Annotated in this window: 10 protein-coding genes and 1 pseudogene; 1 reads left to right on the top strand and 10 read right to left on the bottom strand. The window is 35.3% G+C overall.

Going from position 1 to position 19656, the window contains the following annotated elements; genetic code table 11:
* Nucleotides 1-54: 54 nt before the first annotated feature.
* The 6 genes from C1642_RS08650 to C1642_RS08625 all read right to left on the bottom strand — a co-directional run bounded on the left by C1642_RS08650 (nucleotide 55) and on the right by C1642_RS08625 (nucleotide 9968).
* Nucleotides 55-1248: an HlyD family efflux transporter periplasmic adaptor subunit gene (locus C1642_RS08650; protein WP_373885755.1), complete on the bottom strand. Its 1194-nt coding sequence runs from the start codon at nucleotides 1246-1248 to the stop codon at nucleotides 55-57.
* Nucleotides 1245-3374: a type I secretion system permease/ATPase gene (locus tag C1642_RS08645; RefSeq protein WP_103236201.1), complete on the bottom strand. Its 2130-nt coding sequence runs from the start codon at nucleotides 3372-3374 to the stop codon at nucleotides 1245-1247. Before C1642_RS08645 ends, C1642_RS08650 begins: the two co-directional genes overlap by 4 nt.
* Entirely contained in the window at nucleotides 3371-4885 is a 1515-nt protein-coding gene (locus C1642_RS08640; protein ID WP_103236200.1) for a TolC family outer membrane protein, read from the bottom strand. Before C1642_RS08640 ends, C1642_RS08645 begins: the two co-directional genes overlap by 4 nt.
* 132 nt (nucleotides 4886-5017) lie before the next feature.
* Nucleotides 5018-7810, bottom strand: a complete 2793-nt coding sequence (locus tag C1642_RS08635) for a BapA/Bap/LapF family prefix-like domain-containing protein (RefSeq protein WP_103236199.1) — start codon at nucleotides 7808-7810, stop codon at nucleotides 5018-5020.
* A gap of 35 nt (nucleotides 7811-7845) precedes the next feature.
* Complete coding sequence (locus tag C1642_RS08630) at nucleotides 7846-8691, bottom strand: OmpA family protein (RefSeq protein ID WP_000277482.1); 846 nt, start codon at nucleotides 8689-8691, stop codon at nucleotides 7846-7848.
* Nucleotides 8692-9149: 458 nt separating this feature from the next.
* Nucleotides 9150-9968, bottom strand: a complete 819-nt coding sequence (locus C1642_RS08625) for a hypothetical protein (protein ID WP_001120776.1) — start codon at nucleotides 9966-9968, stop codon at nucleotides 9150-9152.
* A 497-nt stretch (nucleotides 9969-10465) separates the two neighbouring features.
* Here C1642_RS08625 and C1642_RS08620 point away from each other — a divergent pair, with 497 nt between their 5' ends.
* Nucleotides 10466-10822: an IS630 transposase-related protein gene (locus C1642_RS08620; RefSeq protein ID WP_001203192.1), complete on the top strand. Its 357-nt coding sequence runs from the start codon at nucleotides 10466-10468 to the stop codon at nucleotides 10820-10822.
* 8 nt (nucleotides 10823-10830) lie between these two features.
* Here the strand turns inward: C1642_RS08620 and C1642_RS08615 are convergent, their stop codons facing one another.
* The 4 genes and pseudogenes from C1642_RS08615 to C1642_RS08595 all read right to left on the bottom strand — a co-directional run bounded on the left by C1642_RS08615 (nucleotide 10831) and on the right by C1642_RS08595 (nucleotide 19237).
* A complete protein-coding gene (locus C1642_RS08615; RefSeq protein ID WP_000514224.1) occupies nucleotides 10831-11655 on the bottom strand; it encodes a hypothetical protein in 825 nt (274 codons plus the stop codon).
* 451 nt (nucleotides 11656-12106) lie between these two features.
* On the bottom strand, nucleotides 12107-12937 hold the full coding sequence (locus C1642_RS08610; protein ID WP_103236198.1) for an OmpA family protein: 831 nt from the start codon (nucleotides 12935-12937) through the stop codon (nucleotides 12107-12109).
* A 102-nt stretch (nucleotides 12938-13039) separates the two neighbouring features.
* Nucleotides 13040-17844 (bottom strand): annotated as a pseudogene (locus C1642_RS20175) (YadA-like family protein).
* Between the two features lie 820 nt (nucleotides 17845-18664).
* Nucleotides 18665-19237: a TetR/AcrR family transcriptional regulator gene (locus tag C1642_RS08595; protein ID WP_103236197.1), complete on the bottom strand. Its 573-nt coding sequence runs from the start codon at nucleotides 19235-19237 to the stop codon at nucleotides 18665-18667.
* Nucleotides 19238-19656 lie beyond the last annotated feature (419 nt).

Below are 19656 nucleotides of genomic sequence, written 5' to 3'. Positions count from 1 at the left end.
AAACCAAAGGAACTTTATAAATCCACTGTAAAATTCTTATTTTTTGAAGATTTATTACCTTTCCCTTAAAGCTTCTCTTGCTTTATTAAAAGGCTTAATCAAATAATCTAATACTGTTTTTTCTCCTGTTTTAATATCTACTGTAGCTACCATACCTGGTGTAATATTAAAATATTTTCCAGCTTTATTTATTAGCTTATCAGATTCTGCGCGAATATAGACTCTATAATAAAATTGGTCTTGTTTAACTTCATCACGTAATGTATCTGGGGAAATAATAGTAACTTTTCCTTTTAAACCACCATAAATAGAATAGTCATAAGCAGTAATTTTAACCAAAGCTTCTTGTCCCGGCCTAATAAAGGCAATATCTCTTGGGGATATACGTGCTTCGATTAAAAGTTTTTCATCTAAAGGAACGATTGTCATTAATTTTCCATTTTGAGGAATAACACCTCCAATAGTCATAACATTTATTTCTTTAATAATCCCTCGAACTGGTGATTTAAAAATCGCCCGTTTAAGCATATCTGATTTTCCCCTTACAACTTGAGATTGGGTTTCGATATCAGTATTTGCTTTTGCTAATTCTTCACGGGATTTAACTAAATATTGATTTTGAACATCATTCATTTGATTTATTAAATCGGTCGCCTGACGTTTCAAACGTAAGACTTCAACATTACTAGCTGCCCCCTTGGCTACAAGCGGCTCTGTCATTGCTAACTCTTGTTGCACTAAAACTAAAGCTTTTTTTAAACCGGCCAAGGATTCTTCTAAATTTGAACGTCGCGAGTAATAAAGAGCTGTTTCCTCTTTCACAAGAGTCTGCTCTTCTAATACTTCTTTTGGAAATACTAAAGCTGTCCCATTTACCTCAGCACTTAAACGTGCAGCTGTTGCTTTAGCAGAAAGCAGTAACGATTTGGACTCACCAACATTTGATGCAAATCGAGTAGGGTCAAGTTGTGCAAGGTTCTGCCCCTTATCCACAATTTCACCTTCGTTGACATTGAGTTTAGTCAAAATCCCACCTTCTAAAGATTGAATAATCTGTTCTTTTGAAGAAGGGATAACCTTTCCAGTTCCTGTCGAGACTTCTTCTAATGTAAATAGCCAAGCCCAAATGAATAAAGCAAGAAGCCCACAACAGATAACCCATATAAATACGCTAACTTTAGGTAAAGGTTGTCTTAATTGTTTATTTTTATTTGAACTAGCCCAATTCAGCTGTTTATAACTCATCATTCGGCTCCTATTTTTTGCTTTGGTTGTGATAATTTCAGAACCTGCTCTTTAGGGCCATCCAATACAATTTTTCCATTATTAATAACAATTACACGATCAACTAACTCTAATATTGCCCGTCGATGAGTCGCAACAATTAATGTTTTATTACCTAACCAACTCTGAAGTTGCTCAATAAACTGTTTTTCAGAAACATCATCAAGAGCAGCTGTAGGTTCATCTAGTAATAAAACATTAGGTTTTCTGATTAACAACCGCGCCAATAATAAGGCTTGTTTTTGTCCACCAGATAGACCAGCTCCACCTTCTAAAATTTGATAGTCTAACCCCTCCTTTTTCTCATGTATAAAATCTAAAACCCCTGAAAGATTTAATGCTTCTAAAATATCTAAATCTGTTGCTAACGGTGCCCCTAATTTTAAATTCTCTCGGATTGATCCATAGAATAAGTGGGCGTTTTGGTTTAAGAGTCCTATATCACGCCGAATATCTAATGGATCTATCAAGCCTAAAGTAACACCATCTAATTTAATATGACCTTGTAAAGGTTCCTGCATACCTGCTAATAACTGCAATAAAGTGGATTTCCCAGCCCCATTACGTCCTAAAATTGCAATTTTCTCTCCTGTTCTAATAGTAAGCTTTGGAATTATCAATGTTGGTTTTCCATCATTTTGACTATATCTAAATTCGACTTGATTTAATTCATAGTTTCCAAATAATACAGGCCTGTGAATGAGATGTGCACGAGGAGGTTGATCAACTGGCTTTTTCATAAGCTCATCTAAGCCATTTTTCGCAACTTTAGCTTGTTGTAAACGTCCTAACACCCCTGAGATTTGCGCAATAGGACCCAACATCCTAGATGAAAGGATTGAACAAGCCACTAAAGCACCAGTTGTCATTTCCCCTTTCATGACAGCAAAACAGCCGATAAGTACCACAATAGCAAAGGTCAAACCTTGTATTTTTTGAGTCCATGCCATCATGACACCAACTAATTTACGGTGTCGCATTGAAATATCGGCTGATACTTCATTCATATGATTCCATTCATTTTGGAAACGGGATTCTGCTCTTAATAACTTTATATCTTCAATTCCCTGGACAGATTCAACTAACATTGCATTGCGTATAGCACTTTCTCGCATTCCTTCAGAAGCTAATTTTGCCAATGGTTTTTGTATTAAAATGCCAGGAATAATCATAAGTGGGACTACAATTACCATCACCCAAAATAGGTTTCCACCGATCAACCAAAAAATAATAAGAAATAAGAAGAAAAACGGTAAATCAGCAATCGCGGATATTGTGGTAGAGGTTACTAACTCTCTAACACCTTCCAATTCCCTAATTTGTGAAATAAAAGTACCTGTTGATTTAGAGCGTTCTTTATTTTTAATTCTTAAAGCATGACCGAATACTAAGTCTGAAATAGTTAAGTCAGCACGCTTTCCTAAAATATCTGATAAATAAATACGGGCTACACGTAAGCAAAATTCAAAAATTGCTGCTATTAATACCCCTCCTGCTAATACCCACAAGGTTGGTACAGATTGAGCTGGAATAACTCGGTCATATACATTCATAGAAAAAACTATAGTTGCTAATGCCAATATATTTGCAACCAAAGAAGCAAACATAATGTCTATATATCTTTTCCAGTCACGTAAAATAACTGCCCAGAACCAGTGAGCTTCATATGGTTTTATATATTCATCAATACGAGCATCTGGCACAGATTTTTCGGGCCGTAAAATATAAATATTAGTTACATATGCTTTAAGATTATCGAGCGTAAAAGTTTGTGCTAAACCCTGATCACCACTGAACTGAACACTTAGATTCTGATTTGCATCAATTTTGTCTAATACACCTACTTGGCCATCTTTCATTTCAATGATGACTGGCAAATGCCATGGACTAATCTCACATAAGTCTAACTTGGCTTTACGATAATTCATTCCAATTTGGCGTGCCGCCAATGTTAAAATTTCATCTATTGTTTGGTTCTGATTCCAATCAAATTGAAGTCTGAGCTTCTCTTCCGATGGATCAATAAGATAATGTCTAGCAATAACTAAAATGGCTTGAAGCCATGGCTGATAACTAATTTTGTTGCTCATGGCTCAATTTTGAATCCTTGAATAGAAGTATCATTTAAATGATATAAATCTCGAGAACGACCAGTTATTTTAATAAACTGTACTAAATTCGAATAAATATCATATCTAGCAGTCTCTATTTCCTGAGCTGCGCTATGAATAGCTTGTTCAGCATTTAAAAGATCAACAACGGACCGTGTGCCTAATTTATATTGCTCTTGATATAGCTCTTTTGTACGAATCGTAGACTTTTGACGCTCTCTAAGGATCTGAATTTGTTTTTGCTTATTTTCTATCTCTTGTCGAATACGCTGAACTTGATCTGATATATCTAAATATACGGAATTTAACTTTGCTTTCGCTGCTTCCTCAGCATAACTTGCTGCCCGTTCCTTGGAACGTATTGCCCCTCCTTGAAAAAAATCACTTGTTGTTTCAAGCATTATAGAATTATAAAACCCATCATCTTTATTGTTATTCGGATTTCTACCATTTATTGCCTGACTTAAACTTCCTTTAATATTTATAGTTGGATAATTACTTAATTTCGTTTGTTCCTTTTGATATTGAGCAACTTGTATTGCTGCTTGTGCAACCATCATTTCTGGAATTAATGTAAACTTTGTTTCATTATAAAGACCTGAATTTTCAGCTAGATAGTCGGGTATATTTATTTCTAAATTTGAAACGTCGTAGCCTAATAAATTACGTAATTTTTGTTGATACTGTTTTAGTTGAGTTTCTTGAACAATTTTATTCGACTCAGCAGCTTCTAAATTTGACTGAGCTTGTACTGGATCGGCTTGGCTACTAATACCTGCATTTGCACGTAGATTCGCAATCTCAGCAATACGTGCTATGCCATTAATTTGCTGATCAGCTATACGTATAATCTCTTGATAGCGTTTAATGTTAACAATTGCATTTGCTGTTTGATAAGCAATGTCATCAATATTTACCAAAGTATTGGCTTGTTCTTGAATTAATTTAGCTTTTTCAATATCAACAGATCTTTTAACTTTTCCAAAGTCATATAACATTTGAGATGCTGAAATCGTAAAAAGTTGTCTTCCTCGCTCTCCTGAAGTTAAATCAGCTGTAGTAATTCCACCCGATATTTGAGGATAATATGCAGCCTTAGCCACATCAATACTTGAGCTTTGTCCAGCAATCATCGCAATACTTTCAGTAATTTCTGGGCGACGTTGTAAGGCTTGATATATTGCGCCAGAAAAGTCTAGGTGTTTCGAGTTCCTTTTCAAATTTTCATCTGGAATTTCAATCAAGAAATTCTTCTCTTGATTTTTTGAATAAGTTACTAAAGGTAACGAATCTGATATAGTCCTCTCATCCAAACTAAAATCGCTCAGCATTTGAATATTTACTTTAAGAAAATTATTTTCTGGTTCTTTTTTGAATATATAGTTCATCTCTTTCTTTGCAGTATTTAATATATCTGCCTGAGCTTGAGTTATAAACAAAAAGATAGGAGAAAATAAAATCCACCCTAATTTTGATTTCATTAGTGCCATTTTAGAAAAATATATTAAATCCATCGATTATGGATTATTAAACTAAAGAATATTCAAATAAATAATCTTTTAATCAACATAAAATAGAAATAAAAAAGGTTATAGATCTATGATCTATAACCTTTTCATTAATTAACCAATAATAATCTGATTATTGTTGAGTAAATCTTGCAAACTTAAGCCTGCTTGATTTTCAATAATTAATAAATCAGACATATTATGTGTCCCAGCACTACCGTCACGGTCTACCTGAACTATGGCATTACCATTACCATCATCAACAACAGTAATATAATCACCTAAATTACTTTTATCTGCTAATAAACCTTCAAAGAAATCTGATCCAAATTGAATTTTGTCATTAGCTTCGTAATCTACCCAAGTGTCTGTACCATTCCCTCCAGTAGCATCTGTTGCATTTAATAAATCATATATAATGGTATCATCACCTCGACCAGTCGAAATAATGTCATTGCCTGAACCACCATAAATAACATCATTACCTGCACCAGCAATAATAATATCATTTCCAGCACCACCATAAATCGTATCATTCCCACCTTTAGTTTCTGGATCAGCAGCATCAGCAGCAACAAAATCGCGGAAATTCTCTTTTATATAGTCATAGATATCTTGTTGGCTTGGTTCTACACCATTAGTAACCTCAGCTTTTAAATATGCGATTAATTTTGAATAACCTGAGTATTTAGGATATTGAAGAGGATCATATCCTGCCCATGTTAAATGATCCGTATTTATAGCATCACCGAACAGAACATCATCTCCAGCACCTCCTTTAACTGTATCATCCCCAACATTAGCAGGTATAAAGTTTTCAGAACCACCTATTAAATAAGCTATCAGCTTATCAGCATCCGCAATAGCTTTGGCTTCACCATGATTAGTACCACTCCAATCACCAGGAAGTTTATTTCCATTGACATCGGTATTGTCATAACGAGAGACCGTAGCATCACTAATTGAACTACTCACACCTACTGCGAAAACTTTACTCTGCTCCGCTAATGGAGCAAATGCGTTGTCCAAAGTTGATTGAGAACTGTTTGGTTCTCCATCTGTAAGGTAATAAGTTTGATTTTCAAAATCAGCAGTAGAGATATCGTCAAACCAATCTACAGCTTTATTAAATCCTTGTTCTGGATAGGTACCACCGCCAGCTTTTAAGCTATCAAGATAAGTGAATATTTCATTAATATTATCTTTACTTACATTTAGGAAAACTTGGTTATAACCATTTCCAACACTACCATTTGCTGAGAATGAAGCGATTTGTAGATTAATCACGCCATCATGATTAGCCATTTGCTGAATAAAGGCTTTAAGACCTTTAATAGCAATTGCTAAGCGAGATTCACCAGCTGGTGGGTTACTTGTACCATTCATTGCCCATAGCATACTGCCAGACAAATCTAATACAACAGAGACATTATAATTTTGCCCAGCAACAAAATTGGTCTGTAAACCTCCGATATCCCCTGCGAGTACATCATTCCCTGAAGTACCGACTACATTATTATCACCATTATTAACATCTGTCGTTGGATCTGCTTTAATTATCGCTTCCAACGAATCATTATCTTGAAGTTCAGTACCATTACGATCTTCAACTTTGGCAACAACCTCTGTAGCATGTCCTTGTGCTGTAGTTAAAGTATAACTATATTCACCATCAGCATTCGTAAATACTTCTTCAGTAAATATTAATGTTTCACCATTTTCATCAATACTAGTAATTTCTAGAGTGACTTTACTATTTGGAGCAACATCTTCTGTCACACCAGTAATTTTGGTGCTATCAGCATCATTAATATCTACTGTAATTGATCCATCAACGCGGTCCAGACCACCTTGATCCGGTGTAGATGGATCATTGTCATGATCGGTCTTCAACAGGCTGTCTTCTGCATTGACCGGAGTACCATTACGATCAACCGTTTCTGCCTTAACGGTCAACTCGCCATCAGCAAAGCCTGCCGGCACTTCTGCCGTATAGCTGCCATCAGGATTAACTGTGGCTTTCACCTGTTGTTCCAGCGGATTGCCTGACTGGTCCTGACCGGTAATGGTTAAGGTCACTTCACTACCCGGTGCTACATCTGTGGTCCCACCTGTGATATGGCCCTGGTCGTCAACATCTACTGTAATTGATCCGTCAACGCGGTCCAAACCACCAGGGACCGATTCATCTTCGGGTGTATTTGGATCATCTGGCTTACCTGCATTCAACTGATCTTCAGCTTTTACAACTTTACCATTTTGATCTACAACCTCAGACTCTACTTTTAAATCGCCATCGGCAAAATCTTTTGGTACTTCTGCGGTATAACTACCATCAGAATTAACAGTTGTTTCAATTTCCTTGCTAATTAAATTGCCATCTTTATCTTTACCTGTAACTGTAATATTTACTTTACTACCGTCAGCAATATTCTCAGTCTTACCCGTTATAAATCCATCGCTTTTAACTTGAATAGTATTCGTACCATTTGGTGTACTAGATGAGTCATCATTATTCGCTGCAGCAATTACCCCTCCAACAACCCCAACGCCAGCTAACCAAGGTAAAAGACTAACAAGTTTACTACCAGCCTCTGGCAGTAAAACCTCTAATCCAGGAATACCTTTAAAGTCAGAAAGCCCATCAAACCAATATAGAACACATCCTTCTTCTTCAAATACTAAATCAGAAACCACATCATCATAAGCAATGAAGAAATTTTCAATAACTATCACTTCACCATTTTTCAATTTAAGCAATAAGTTATTACCGTCACGGATAAATTCCTCAACATCATCACGATGCATTTTCGTATGAACGATTGATGCTTCTGTTAAAGTAATCTGATTCGAATTAACTATTGATTTCTCTAATGAATCTTTTTCTATTACAATAAAATTAGTCATATTTCACCTAAACTTCTTATTCCATAAATTGGTAATTACTTAGAAATCCCAGTAATTTCGACAGTTACACGACGATCTGGTTGCAAGCAGGTTTTTAAGGCTTCTTGTGATTTAGCGTTAGGACACCCATCAGTTACAGGTTGAGTTTCTCCCATGCTTGCTGTACTGATAACGCTATCAGCCACCCCATTTTGGATTAGAAGATTCCGTACTGTATCCGCCCGGCTTTGCGCCAGCTTTTGGTTATAATTGTGATTGCCTAATCGGTCTGTATGACCAGTCAATTTAATTGCACTTACCGAGACGTATCCCTGCGAAATTTTAGAAGCTAAATCCGTTACTTCTTGGCGCCCTTTTGGCAGCAAGTCATTAAGTGTAGAACCATCAAATTTGAATAAAGTATCTGCTGATAATTGGATTACTGAAGTGTGTTCAATAGTTGGAGTTGCTTCTTTTTTTGAGCAAACAAGTTCTTTTCCATTATTTAAAATATAAGGTTTGCCATTCTTATCTATGGAAAGGGTCAAATTATTGTCGGATAACTGATTGGTTTGAAGGTCTACATCACATGATTGACACTCTTGAGAAGTACAATTTTTAACTTTGAAATTGTAAATTTCAGGCTTCAAACGGTACTGCGCTGCATTATTAATATAGAAGCTACCCGATTGAATGTTGTCTATATAGAAATTAATAGGACAGTTTTGCTTTTCCGGAGCATCTTCTGCACATAATTTATCATCTCGTTTTACGTTTATTACTTGAGCCTTATCGTTGCCCCCTTCTTGAAACCGTAAACCTGTAGGCTGGGAATAATTGTTGGCTGCACAGGCAGACAGTCCAATTGACACAGCTATTACTAACAATCGCAATTTATACATATAGCATTCCCTAAACGTTAAAAGTAAAAACCATTGTTATCTCTATACTTGTGAAGCAGTTCTCACATATGCAAAGTGAAGTTATCAAATTCACATCATGATTTATGTTCATTTTACACATTTTTATTTGATTTCAAACTATGCTTTTTATATTAAAAAAATAAAAATAGTTTCAAAAAATTCTTTTATAAATTTAAATACTTAATATTTAATATTTTTTTTAATTTATTTTTTTAATAAAAAATTGTTATTTTTTATCTACAACTAATTATGTGCATTTTTAACATAGAAAATTTGTGACTGCGTGACTTAAGCTCAGTAGCGTCTTATGCGGATAAAGTAAATAATTTCTATAAGAGAATAAGACATAAAAAAAGCCATACTTAAGTAGATGGCTTAGATGAAGAGCAGTTTGAAAGAAAAAATTAAGTTAAATTTAGTCTACTTTAAATTTAAACTTATAAATCAAACCCACCGAAGATTGGGGGCTCTTCTGTCGTACTATCATCATTATTTGAGTTTCCTTCCGACGAGTTAGAACCATTTTCTTGTTCAGATGTTTGTGGAGGAGCTCCATCTTTACTTGATGGATAATCATCCATTAATAATATTGTACTTAGCGCAGCACAATGAGTTCTTAGGCTCTCATTATCATCATCGTACATTGTTGGATATAATTGTTTAGAATATTGTGAAGTATAACTTGCAGTCCAATTCTGCAAGATATTAGGTAAATTAAAAGTATAGTAATATGTTTTTTCTTCATTGGGTTGATAAGTATTAACAGTTTCATCATTTAAACAATAATTCGTTTCTGTTTCTTTTTCTGTTTTAGAACCCGTTAATTGTATAGCAGCTTTACAACTGTTGATGTACTCATAGATCGGTTCTGATGTCGTATTTTTCACAATAACTTGTAATTTATACCTTACCTTTAATCCACTATTTATTCCTAAAAGATCCATCCGATCCCCCATTTTCATAGGGATAAATGGAGCATAGTGTCTAACAAATTGAATTGTTCGCTCTACACCGCCACAATATTGTGTTACAGGATTTGGATAAGCAACAGCATACTCACCATCATCTTCCATTTGATTAGAACCTGGATTTGGTCGAGGATTAGTAACAGGGTTTTCAGTACCAACTGTCATTTCGCCCGTACCAGTTCCCCCTAAAGTCACTCCAACATTAAATCCGCCATCCTCTCCAGTACAACCCGAGAGCATAAATAAACCTACAGATACTAATGGTAGTGTAAGACGCGAATGAGGCATATGAGTTATCTCAATAAATATTGTAAGAACTAAAAAACAGAAAATTCCTTTAAACCTGTTTTTTCATGAAATATTTTATAGGAAACTTAAATACTTGGAATTATTCAATCACTATAAAATTTAAATTTTATAGAATTCAAGTAGCTAACAAAAATCTAGGTATTCAGAAATAAATATATTCTTTTACAATTCTATGATGTCTGGAACTCCGGTCTTATTAAAACCTAATATAATTTAACAATAAACATACTTTTTGACAAACAAAAATGTGCAATTAAACCATTTTTCATAAAAAAATTATGTGAGAGGGGAAATAAAATTTTAAAAAAATAATAATATGTGCAATATGTACATATTTTTTAAATAATGGTACATTTTCTTTGAGTGACTCTAAACAAAAGGAGATAGAACTGTAACATTTGAATAGAAAAAATTACGATAGCTCAAACAGTAAGTTTTTATTAAACAGTTGACACTAGGGAAATGAGTTAAATTCTATGCGTGCGTATTCTTTAGACTTTCGCCAGAATGTAATGGCTGCTTACAAACAAACGCAACATAAGTCAAAAGTCTGTAAACAGTTTAAGATTGCCAGATCAACACTGGATGAATGGATTGCTCTTGAAGAAACAACACAAGATTTAAAACCACTACCACTTACTCGTACTGGCAGACCCTTTTCTATTTATGACTTAAAAAGCTTTGAAGATTTTGTAAAATCTACACCCTTCTCTAAAATCAGAGAATTAATAGACCCTTTTGAACATAGATTTGGTTATAAAGTCTCATATTCTATTCTATGGAGAGGCTTAAAAAAAATTGGGTGGAAAAATAAATTTAAAAGTCGAGAGTGAATCAATATTTATTTATCATATTGGAAAATACCCAGACGAAACTGTTTATTCGCGTCAGGGGATCTTTCATCGTTTTTACAATATTCTATTGCCGAAGAAAGGATAGCCTTAGACATCAAATTCCACATATCAAGACTTAATTTTTTAAGCTTTTCTACAGATTCAGGACTTAACTCGTCTGCAAAAATAGCTTGTTCTAAAAAATTGGTTTTTTGTGTTAGATTACTAATCCCGGCTGCAAGATGATCTGAAATATTTTGAGTAAATAGTTGCTTACTTTCATCCATTTGTGGATCTGGAGTAAAACTGGAATTCTGCAAAATAATTTGATTATTTTCTTCTATGACCAACCCCAATCGTTTAAGTTCGAGTAATATTGATTTTGGATGCTTTTCAGAAGATATCTGCTTAACCAAGCCCTCAAAACTTGGTTCCTCCCCATTAAAAGGAATTTGGGTTGGCAGTTTTTGTCCTATCCATAAACCTATTACACGAGCAGGTACACTAATAGGTAATTGCTGATTAAACTGATTAATTAATCTATACTCACCATAGGTCTGACAAAAACTTCTGACATCACGTCGCCCTAAACCAGATAATAAGCTAACAGCAGAGTCTGTTTTTTTTTGTTTAATAGAGTCTAGCTCTTTAATGGCTTCATTATAAAATACCGACTTTAGGGCGGTTGAAAACTCATTGTAACCAATACCAGTTTTAATAAGCCAACGAACCAACTCAGGCATAATACTGATAGCATGTTCTAATGTCGTTTCAGTGTCATGAGACAACATCATGTCTTTAGAAGTTACCAAAGCCGATGTCTCTTTACCCATGCATACTCCAGTGTGAGATGAAATAGACTTCCCCAAATCAATAGTAGTTAGAAAGTTAAAAAACATTTTAATTTAATAAAATTATACTTTTTCAACCTAATAAATTGTAGGCTTTTTTTTAAAAAAATGTAGGCTTTTTTTTAAAAAAATGTAGGCTTTTTTTTATAAACTAACGGACTATTTCGTACACTTGGTTCATTCTCTACAAGCTGTGTTAATGGTAAAAAGAGAATTATTAAGTTTCTTATAACACTAAGATATGTCTAAAAATATAAAAAAAACAATATTCAAAGAAATTAAATTATTAAAATATTTCAAATAAAAACAAAAACTTATACAAAAACCATTTTGATTATCAATAACAATTTGAAAAATTTAATTCTGTAAAAAAATAGGCTTATTCTTCATTCAATATGAATAAGCCTTTTATAGAAATAATATATGAATTTTTTTACTCAATGATACCATCAACATCTATTACTACGCGCCTATTGGGTTCTAGGCATTTCACTAATAGATTTTTTGAAAGACCATCTGCACAGTGTTTTACAGGATCCTGCTCGCCTAGACCTTGTGCAATAAGAACTTGGGCGTTGATTTGATTATTCAAAAAATATTGTTTTATCGTTTCTGCTCTTTTTTGAGATAACGTTAAGTTATAAACCTCCCGTCCTAAGTAATCTGTATATCCCAAAATCCGAATTGTTCTAATTTCTTTAAATTTATGAAGTTCTGCAACCAAACGATCTAAATCCTCCCTTCCTTTTAGATTTATATGATTCAGATCACTTTTATCAAAAGCAAATAATGCATCTGCGCCTAGTGTATAACGTTTGATTGATACTTGCTGTTTAGGCTCTTCTTTCTTTGGTGGATTGAATGATGAAGGACAAGCAGCATTTTCCGGATCAATCGGATTCCAATAAAAACTGCTTGCAATCATATTTTGATCAAATAAAACCTTATATTGGCAAGTAATTATGCCATTTTCACCTTTGCCAGGTGTATTAAAGTGAAATAAATAATTCCATTCTCTTGGTCTCCACCCATCATCATATTGTGGTCGTCCAATTAATTCATATAACTGATCTTTTGTCATACCTGAACGAACTTGGCTTAAACTTTGTAAATTTGGAAATGTTCCTAACTCCTTATTAAAAATAACATCATTAGTTTTATGCCATTTAGGATTGTCAGTCATACCCTCTTTTGTAATTAACGTACCAGTTGAACACCCACTAAAAATTCCCACTGCTAAACACATGATAAATAAATTTTTCATATCTGAATTCCCGTATAAATTTTGTATTCGATAATTTAATTTTAAGTAGTCTTTATATTAGACACACTGAAATATTCAATGTGCCTAATAATCACTAAAGGCTTACCATTGGATACCTGCGCCTACAGTTCCTCCAAAATCACCACGGGAATTACCACTTCCAGACATTTTAAAGACCCATTTTCCATTATCTGAAATCGATGACATACCTATTGCATAACCAGATTCACCTCGGTACGTACCACCGCTGATTGCCATCATACTTTTACCTGGAATGTAAGCTTGTGGTAATCCCGCGGTTGCCATTGCTTGAGCAATACCTCCATTGGCATGATCTTCTAAATCATCGATACGTTTATTCGTTGTATAGAATGCTTGTTCTAATTGATTACTTACATTAGTGACTTGTTGATCTAAAGAATTCAGTGCATCTCCAACATTATTGTAAGAGCCTCCACCCACATTATAAGTAGGGCCTGTATTGGTTTCATAATTGGCACCACCACCTAAGTAGTTATAAATATTGGTGTTGCTCGCATGTAACTGAGATCCATTAATCGCATCTTTCGATGTAGAGTTAATTGTGCCGTCCGCTACATTTGTAACTTTACTTGCACCAGCATTTATACCTGTTTGATCAATTGTGATATTTCCTACAGAAACTTTATCTGTAGTAATCGAACCAGAAGTAACAGTATCAAACTTCACATCTTTACTGGTTGCCACTTGATAGTTCGTACTACCATCGGCATTTTTACTACTTGAAACCGTAATATTCTCACCAGCCGATACTGTTGTTTTAGCCGCTGTCGCAGCCGCAGTTGCATTTTGAGCAACCTGTTGTAGTTGATCTTCAGTAGCAGCTTGTCCTGAAACAATATTGTTAGGATTCCAAGCCGTATTTGTTAATCCATTAACTGTACCAGCCTCACCATTAACAGTAACTTTTCCAGCAGAGATATTGCCTTTTGATCCATCAATCAAAACATCTCCAGCTTGAATTGTTCCAGAATTACCATCAATTGATACTGCATTATCTCCTGCGCCAATTTTAATTTGATCAGCTAAGCCCACTTTAATGTCATTACCAGAATTCGTTACTAGTACACCATTATCAGAGTCACCATTAATATTTACAGTTTGACCCGGTTTTACTGTGCTTGTCGCATTCAAACCTGAATCAGTACTTACATTCCAACCTTGATTTGCACTTGCAGCTTGATTATTTATATATTTAATTGCATCATCAATGGTATTTTGACCAGTACCACCGATATTGCTCCAGTTAATCTGGTTATTAGCATAAAAAGCATTACCACCAAACAGTTGAGTCAAGTTATTACTTAAGCTAAAAAGCTGACTACCATTGATGGCCTCTTTAGAATCTGCACTGATAAGACCATCTGCAACTTCAGTCACTTTTTTATCACCAGCACTAATACCATCTTTCGTTAAGCTTGGGCCATTAGCGATAACAATACTATCCGTTGAAATTGTGGTACCACCAACTGTGACCTTATTAAAATCAACCTCATCTGCTGTAGCAACAGTGTATATATTTTGTCCATCCATACCAGTGCTTGAAGTAACAGTAATATTTTTCCCTTGTTCAACCTCCGTTCTTGATGCTGCTGTTGCCTGATCTACATAGGTTTTATTGGTAATATGGTTTCCTTCAGTAATTGGACCTGTGTAGTAACTGCCTCCATTACTCACCGTGAAGCTATCGCCTAGCTTGGTTTCTCCTGTCGCAGTCAGGTTGGTCGTGTTCACTGTATTGAATGTCACATCTGCTGCCGTACCCACCGTGATACTGCCATCCGCATTCGCTGTTAACTCAACATTGTCTCCTGTCACAAAGTTAACCTTGTTGTCATCTTTATTGACTGTCTTAACATCAACTCCGTCAATCTGCGTCACCACACTTTGCAAGGCTGTATCTGCCTTAACCAGACTGTCTTTGGTACTTTGACTCAAATCAACTGCATAGTCCGTAACATTGTTGGCATCAGCTGTACCTGCCGTTACCGTAACTGCACTTGATCCTGCTGACGCAGTGCTACCTTTGGCATTTACCGTATAAATATCCTGTCCATTGCTGCCTGTAGTTTTAACTACATCGGCAACATTGGTGCCCGCTGCAACCTCTGTTCTTGACGCTGCCGTTGCCTGATCTACATAGGTTTTATTGGTAATGTGATTGCCTTCGGTAATTGGGCCTGTGTAGTAACTTCCACCGTTATTGTGAAGCTATCACCTAACTTGGTTTCTCCTGTCGCAGTCAGGTTCGTCGTGTTCACTGTATTGAATGTCACGTCTGCTGCCGTACCAACCGTGATACTGCCATCCGCATTCGCTGTTAACTCAACATTGTCTCCAGTCACAAAGTTAACTTTGTTGTCATCCTTATTGACTGTCTTCACATCGACTCCGTCAATCTGTGTCACCACACTTTGTAAGGCTGTATCTGCCTTCACCAGACTGTCTTTGGTAGACTGGCTTAAATCAACCGCATAGTCCGTAACATTGTTGGCATCAGGACTACCTGCCGTTACCGTAACTGCACTTGATCCTGCTGACGCAGTGCTACCTTTGGCATTTACCGTATAAATATCCTGTCCATTGCTGCCTGTAGTTTTAACTACATCGGCAACATTCGTTCCCGCTGCAACCTCCGTTCTTGATGCTGCTATTGCTGAATCAATTGTATTTTGTCCAGTACCACCAATGTTACTCATTGAAAGTGTGCCATTACTATTTAAACTAGCATCACCTCCTAAAATATCTATTGTGCTATTAGCAACATTACCTAATATATTATTCGTTGCATATAACTGACTACCATTGATAGCATCTGTACTAGTCTCGGAAATAGAACCAGATCCTACATTTTTAATTTGACGTTCTGCTCCCGCTGAACCAACTGACAATTGCATCCCTGTATTTGTAACTTGTCCGGCAAAATTACCATAGGTCAAACCATTTAAATTTGCCTCTGACTCTTGTGTCGCATCAGTATAAGTATTTGCATTTGTACCTAAAGCAATTGAATTCTCTTTAGTAGCTCGTGTATTTGTTCCAATACTTACAACATTATTAGTATTTACACCTATATTAGAATTTGAGCCTAAAAGAACATTGTTATTGCCTTGAGAAGAAACCCCAGAAAGGTACCCTATAGCAATATTCTGATTTCCTTGAACACTACCACCCGAAGCATACCCTATAGCAATATTCTCATTTCCTTTTATATTTGCACCAGCATTATTTCCGAATGCCGAATTATTATTTCCAATAATGCGTTGACCTGTATATACACCTGTCAATGTATTGCCATCTCCTTCTAGAGAGACACCTGAAGCCGTACCGATAGCCGTATTAGAATTACCAGTAGAGTTTGTAGTATTACTAATTCCTGTTAATGCATTACTACCTAGAGCGGTATTATAGCTCCCAGTTCGGTATCTTGCTGCATTTTGCCCTACATAACTATTGTGTTGACCAATGCTATTTTGACCTGCTTGATCACCAATAAATGTCGCATATAGATATTGAGAATTACGCCCAGCTTGATTGCCTAACATAACACTATCTGAACCATAGGTATTTTTAGCACCGTCATCATAGCGTTGCGCATTCTGAGCGGCATAAGATCCAATAATAACTTCGCTACCACCTACTGAACGAGCATTTAGACCTATTGCTATAGAACCAGGTAGGCCATTCACATCATTAATGTGACTTCCCACAATTACTTGTGCATTATCACCAATAGCAATACCACTATTACGATTACTTACGGTTGCATCACTTCCAATTGCTACAGCATTTCGTGCTGTTGTCACTGAACTTCCATAACCTTGAGCAATTGATTCATTAGAATTAGCATCAATATAACTGTTACGCCCCAAAGCTAACGCACTATAAGATAATGCTTGAGCAAAATCACCCATAGCTATTGAGAAATCGGCATCGGCATTTGCAACACGACCAATACTGATTGCACTCCATCCATCTGCCCTAGAGCTATCACCAACAGCCACAGCAGCAGTCCCAATAGCATGGGCAACAGAACCTACTGCGACTGCCCGATCTCCATTTGCAATACTACTGTCTCCTAGCGCAATAGTTCCATCTCCAATTGCATTATTTATTCGACCTACTGCAACTGCCCCATCACCTTCAGCTGTATTTGATGAACCTATCGCTACAGCCCCGACACCATTAGCATCCTCACCATAACCAATAGCTACAGCACCTCCAGAACCTACAGTATATTGACTACCTTTTGTACTAGCTATACTGTTAGATCCAATCGCTACATTATTAGATAGGTCTTCATTTATATTAGAGTTATCTGCGATAATATTTTTACCAATAGCAACTGAGTTTTTACCTAACGCATTAGCAGTTTCTCCAATTGCCACACTATTAGTACCCGAAGCAGTTGTATCAATAAAACCAATTGCAATTGCTTCTTGTCCAGAAGCTCTTGCATCTAAATTAGCCTGACCTACATTTTGTGCGTTGGCTTGCACGCCGTTAATGAGAGTAAAACCGCCAGTTGCTGTTTGGCCAAGACATGTCCATGGAACGACACTAGTAAGATTGGTTGCCGCTTGACTCACACAATTATTGCTCGGTCCAATAGCCGCAGTTACTATTGGTGTTCCTATATCTGCGCTACCTGCTGCGAACACACCAGTTGATATTAAAGCACTTAAAAAGATACCACCCACCCAAATGTTAATATATTGATTATATTTAACTTTACTAGATGAATTACCAATATTTTTATTTTTAATATTATTACCTGAACTACGCTTCCCTCTGGCCTTAGAGAGTTCTGAAGCAGTAACCCAAATACCTAGAACATCATTCCAAATTAACCGATATATCTTATTCATTTTAATTTCCTTTTTAGCATACGTTGATTGGAAATATTTTTGTGCTCAAGCTAACTGCTAGAGATGCGACAGTTATAACTGCAGCAACAATTTTTCTATTAGTGTGATCAAATTATCATCACATTTAAATATGTGCAATATGCACATAATATTTAATAAAAATATTATTCGTGTCGTAAAATTTCTTCTATTTACACTTCAGGATTTGATAAATTTATAATTTTTAATTATTACAAAAGGTTACTTTGTTTTTTTACTAAACTTGAAAGATATCGGCCCCATAAAAGGCACAACTGTACAATAAAATAAATTTAATATTTTTTTTAAAAAATTAGCTTTAGATCTGTTTAGTGATTAAAAGGTTCCACTAGTTAAATCAATTGCAAAAAAATTCTCAAAAAACACTAAAAAATTACTTAAAATCAATGTAATAAAATTATTTATAAACTTGAGGTAATAGAAATATTAGACCTATAAATATTAATAAATTAAGCCCTACAAAACTATAAAATAAAAAAGCTCAAAGCATTTTGCATTGAGCTGTGCATAATACATGCAATAGATATCACATTATGCCTGAACAACGTGAATCTTGTCTTAAAATACCATAAAAATGTACACATGGAACATATTTTTTGTATTAATTAAATATTTGTTCTAAATCACAATGAATGATTGTTAAGAGATAATATTTTGCTCTATTTTTACTTATTCACAATTGTTGCTCCTATAACAAATTATGGAGATGTTTCTAACTCATCATATGATGTTCTTGATCAACAAACTCAAAAGTAGCCACATCAATCAAATATCCTATAATCTAAAGGTTCTTTAATCTTAAAGAGGTAGGTCTAAAAAACATCTCTACAACCATATCTCGTTCCTCCAAACTATTTGAACTTAAAAATTGGGACATCAAACCATCTATTAGATTTAAAACCATGTCAGCATCGGGTTTTAATGCACGGGTTTCTAAACTAAAAATTAGATCAAAAATTTCTCGAAGCAACCATTTTCTATATTCTATCGCCATACGGTAAGCTTGAGGATAAACTCCTTTAGTTTCAAAGAAAGCTTTAAGTAGTAAGTGGTACAGGCTATTAAAATTGACGTGTAAAATAATAATTTCTTTGAGTTTATCGGTTGTGTTGTAATAACGGTTTGAATAAATAATGGATAGCACTTCTTCTTTAAGCAGGCTTGTTTGAAAGGCGATACACTTTTCAATCAAGCGTTCTTTTGAGTAAAAGTAGTTGTAAAGCGTAGCTTTTGGAATTTTAGATTCTTTAACTATAAGGTTTACACCCGTTGTATGAAAACCACGAGTTGTAAATAAACGGATAGCTGTATGAATAATGTTTAGTTTTTTGGAAGATGTTTCTAAATTTGGCATAGTTATACCGCTTAAAATAATTTTTTGTTGTATATAAAAGAGATAGAAATGCCGTCACTCTTAAATTGAGCGCTAAAAACAGACATGCAAAAGCCGCACAATAAAGATGTGCTCGCCTATCTCGGGTTTATTGTTGCTATGATTTTTGAGTCGTAACGATGTTTAGGTTTAAAAACCTAGAGTCGATTCAACCGCTTTATAGACTGTTTAAGTGGTATAGACAGAAAGACTTTGGCAAAAACCAATAAATGAGAAGAATTAGTACGCATAGCGAACTCCTTTGGCTATAAAGAAGTTTCACCACATTACTGCTAAATAATGGTGGCGAAACGAAAGAGGGTTAGCAGACTGGAGCCAAAGAATCCAGCACACCCGAAGGTGTCCCCCTCCCGTTCTGAACTGCACCCCATAAGTTAGAC

The organism is Acinetobacter sp. AKBS16, from assembly GCF_002899995.1.
In the GTDB taxonomy this organism is placed as follows: Bacteria; Pseudomonadota; Gammaproteobacteria; order Pseudomonadales; family Moraxellaceae; genus Acinetobacter; species Acinetobacter baumannii.
The sequence above is the reverse complement of the archived record's forward strand: the minus strand, read 5'-3'. Positions and strand labels throughout refer to the sequence as shown.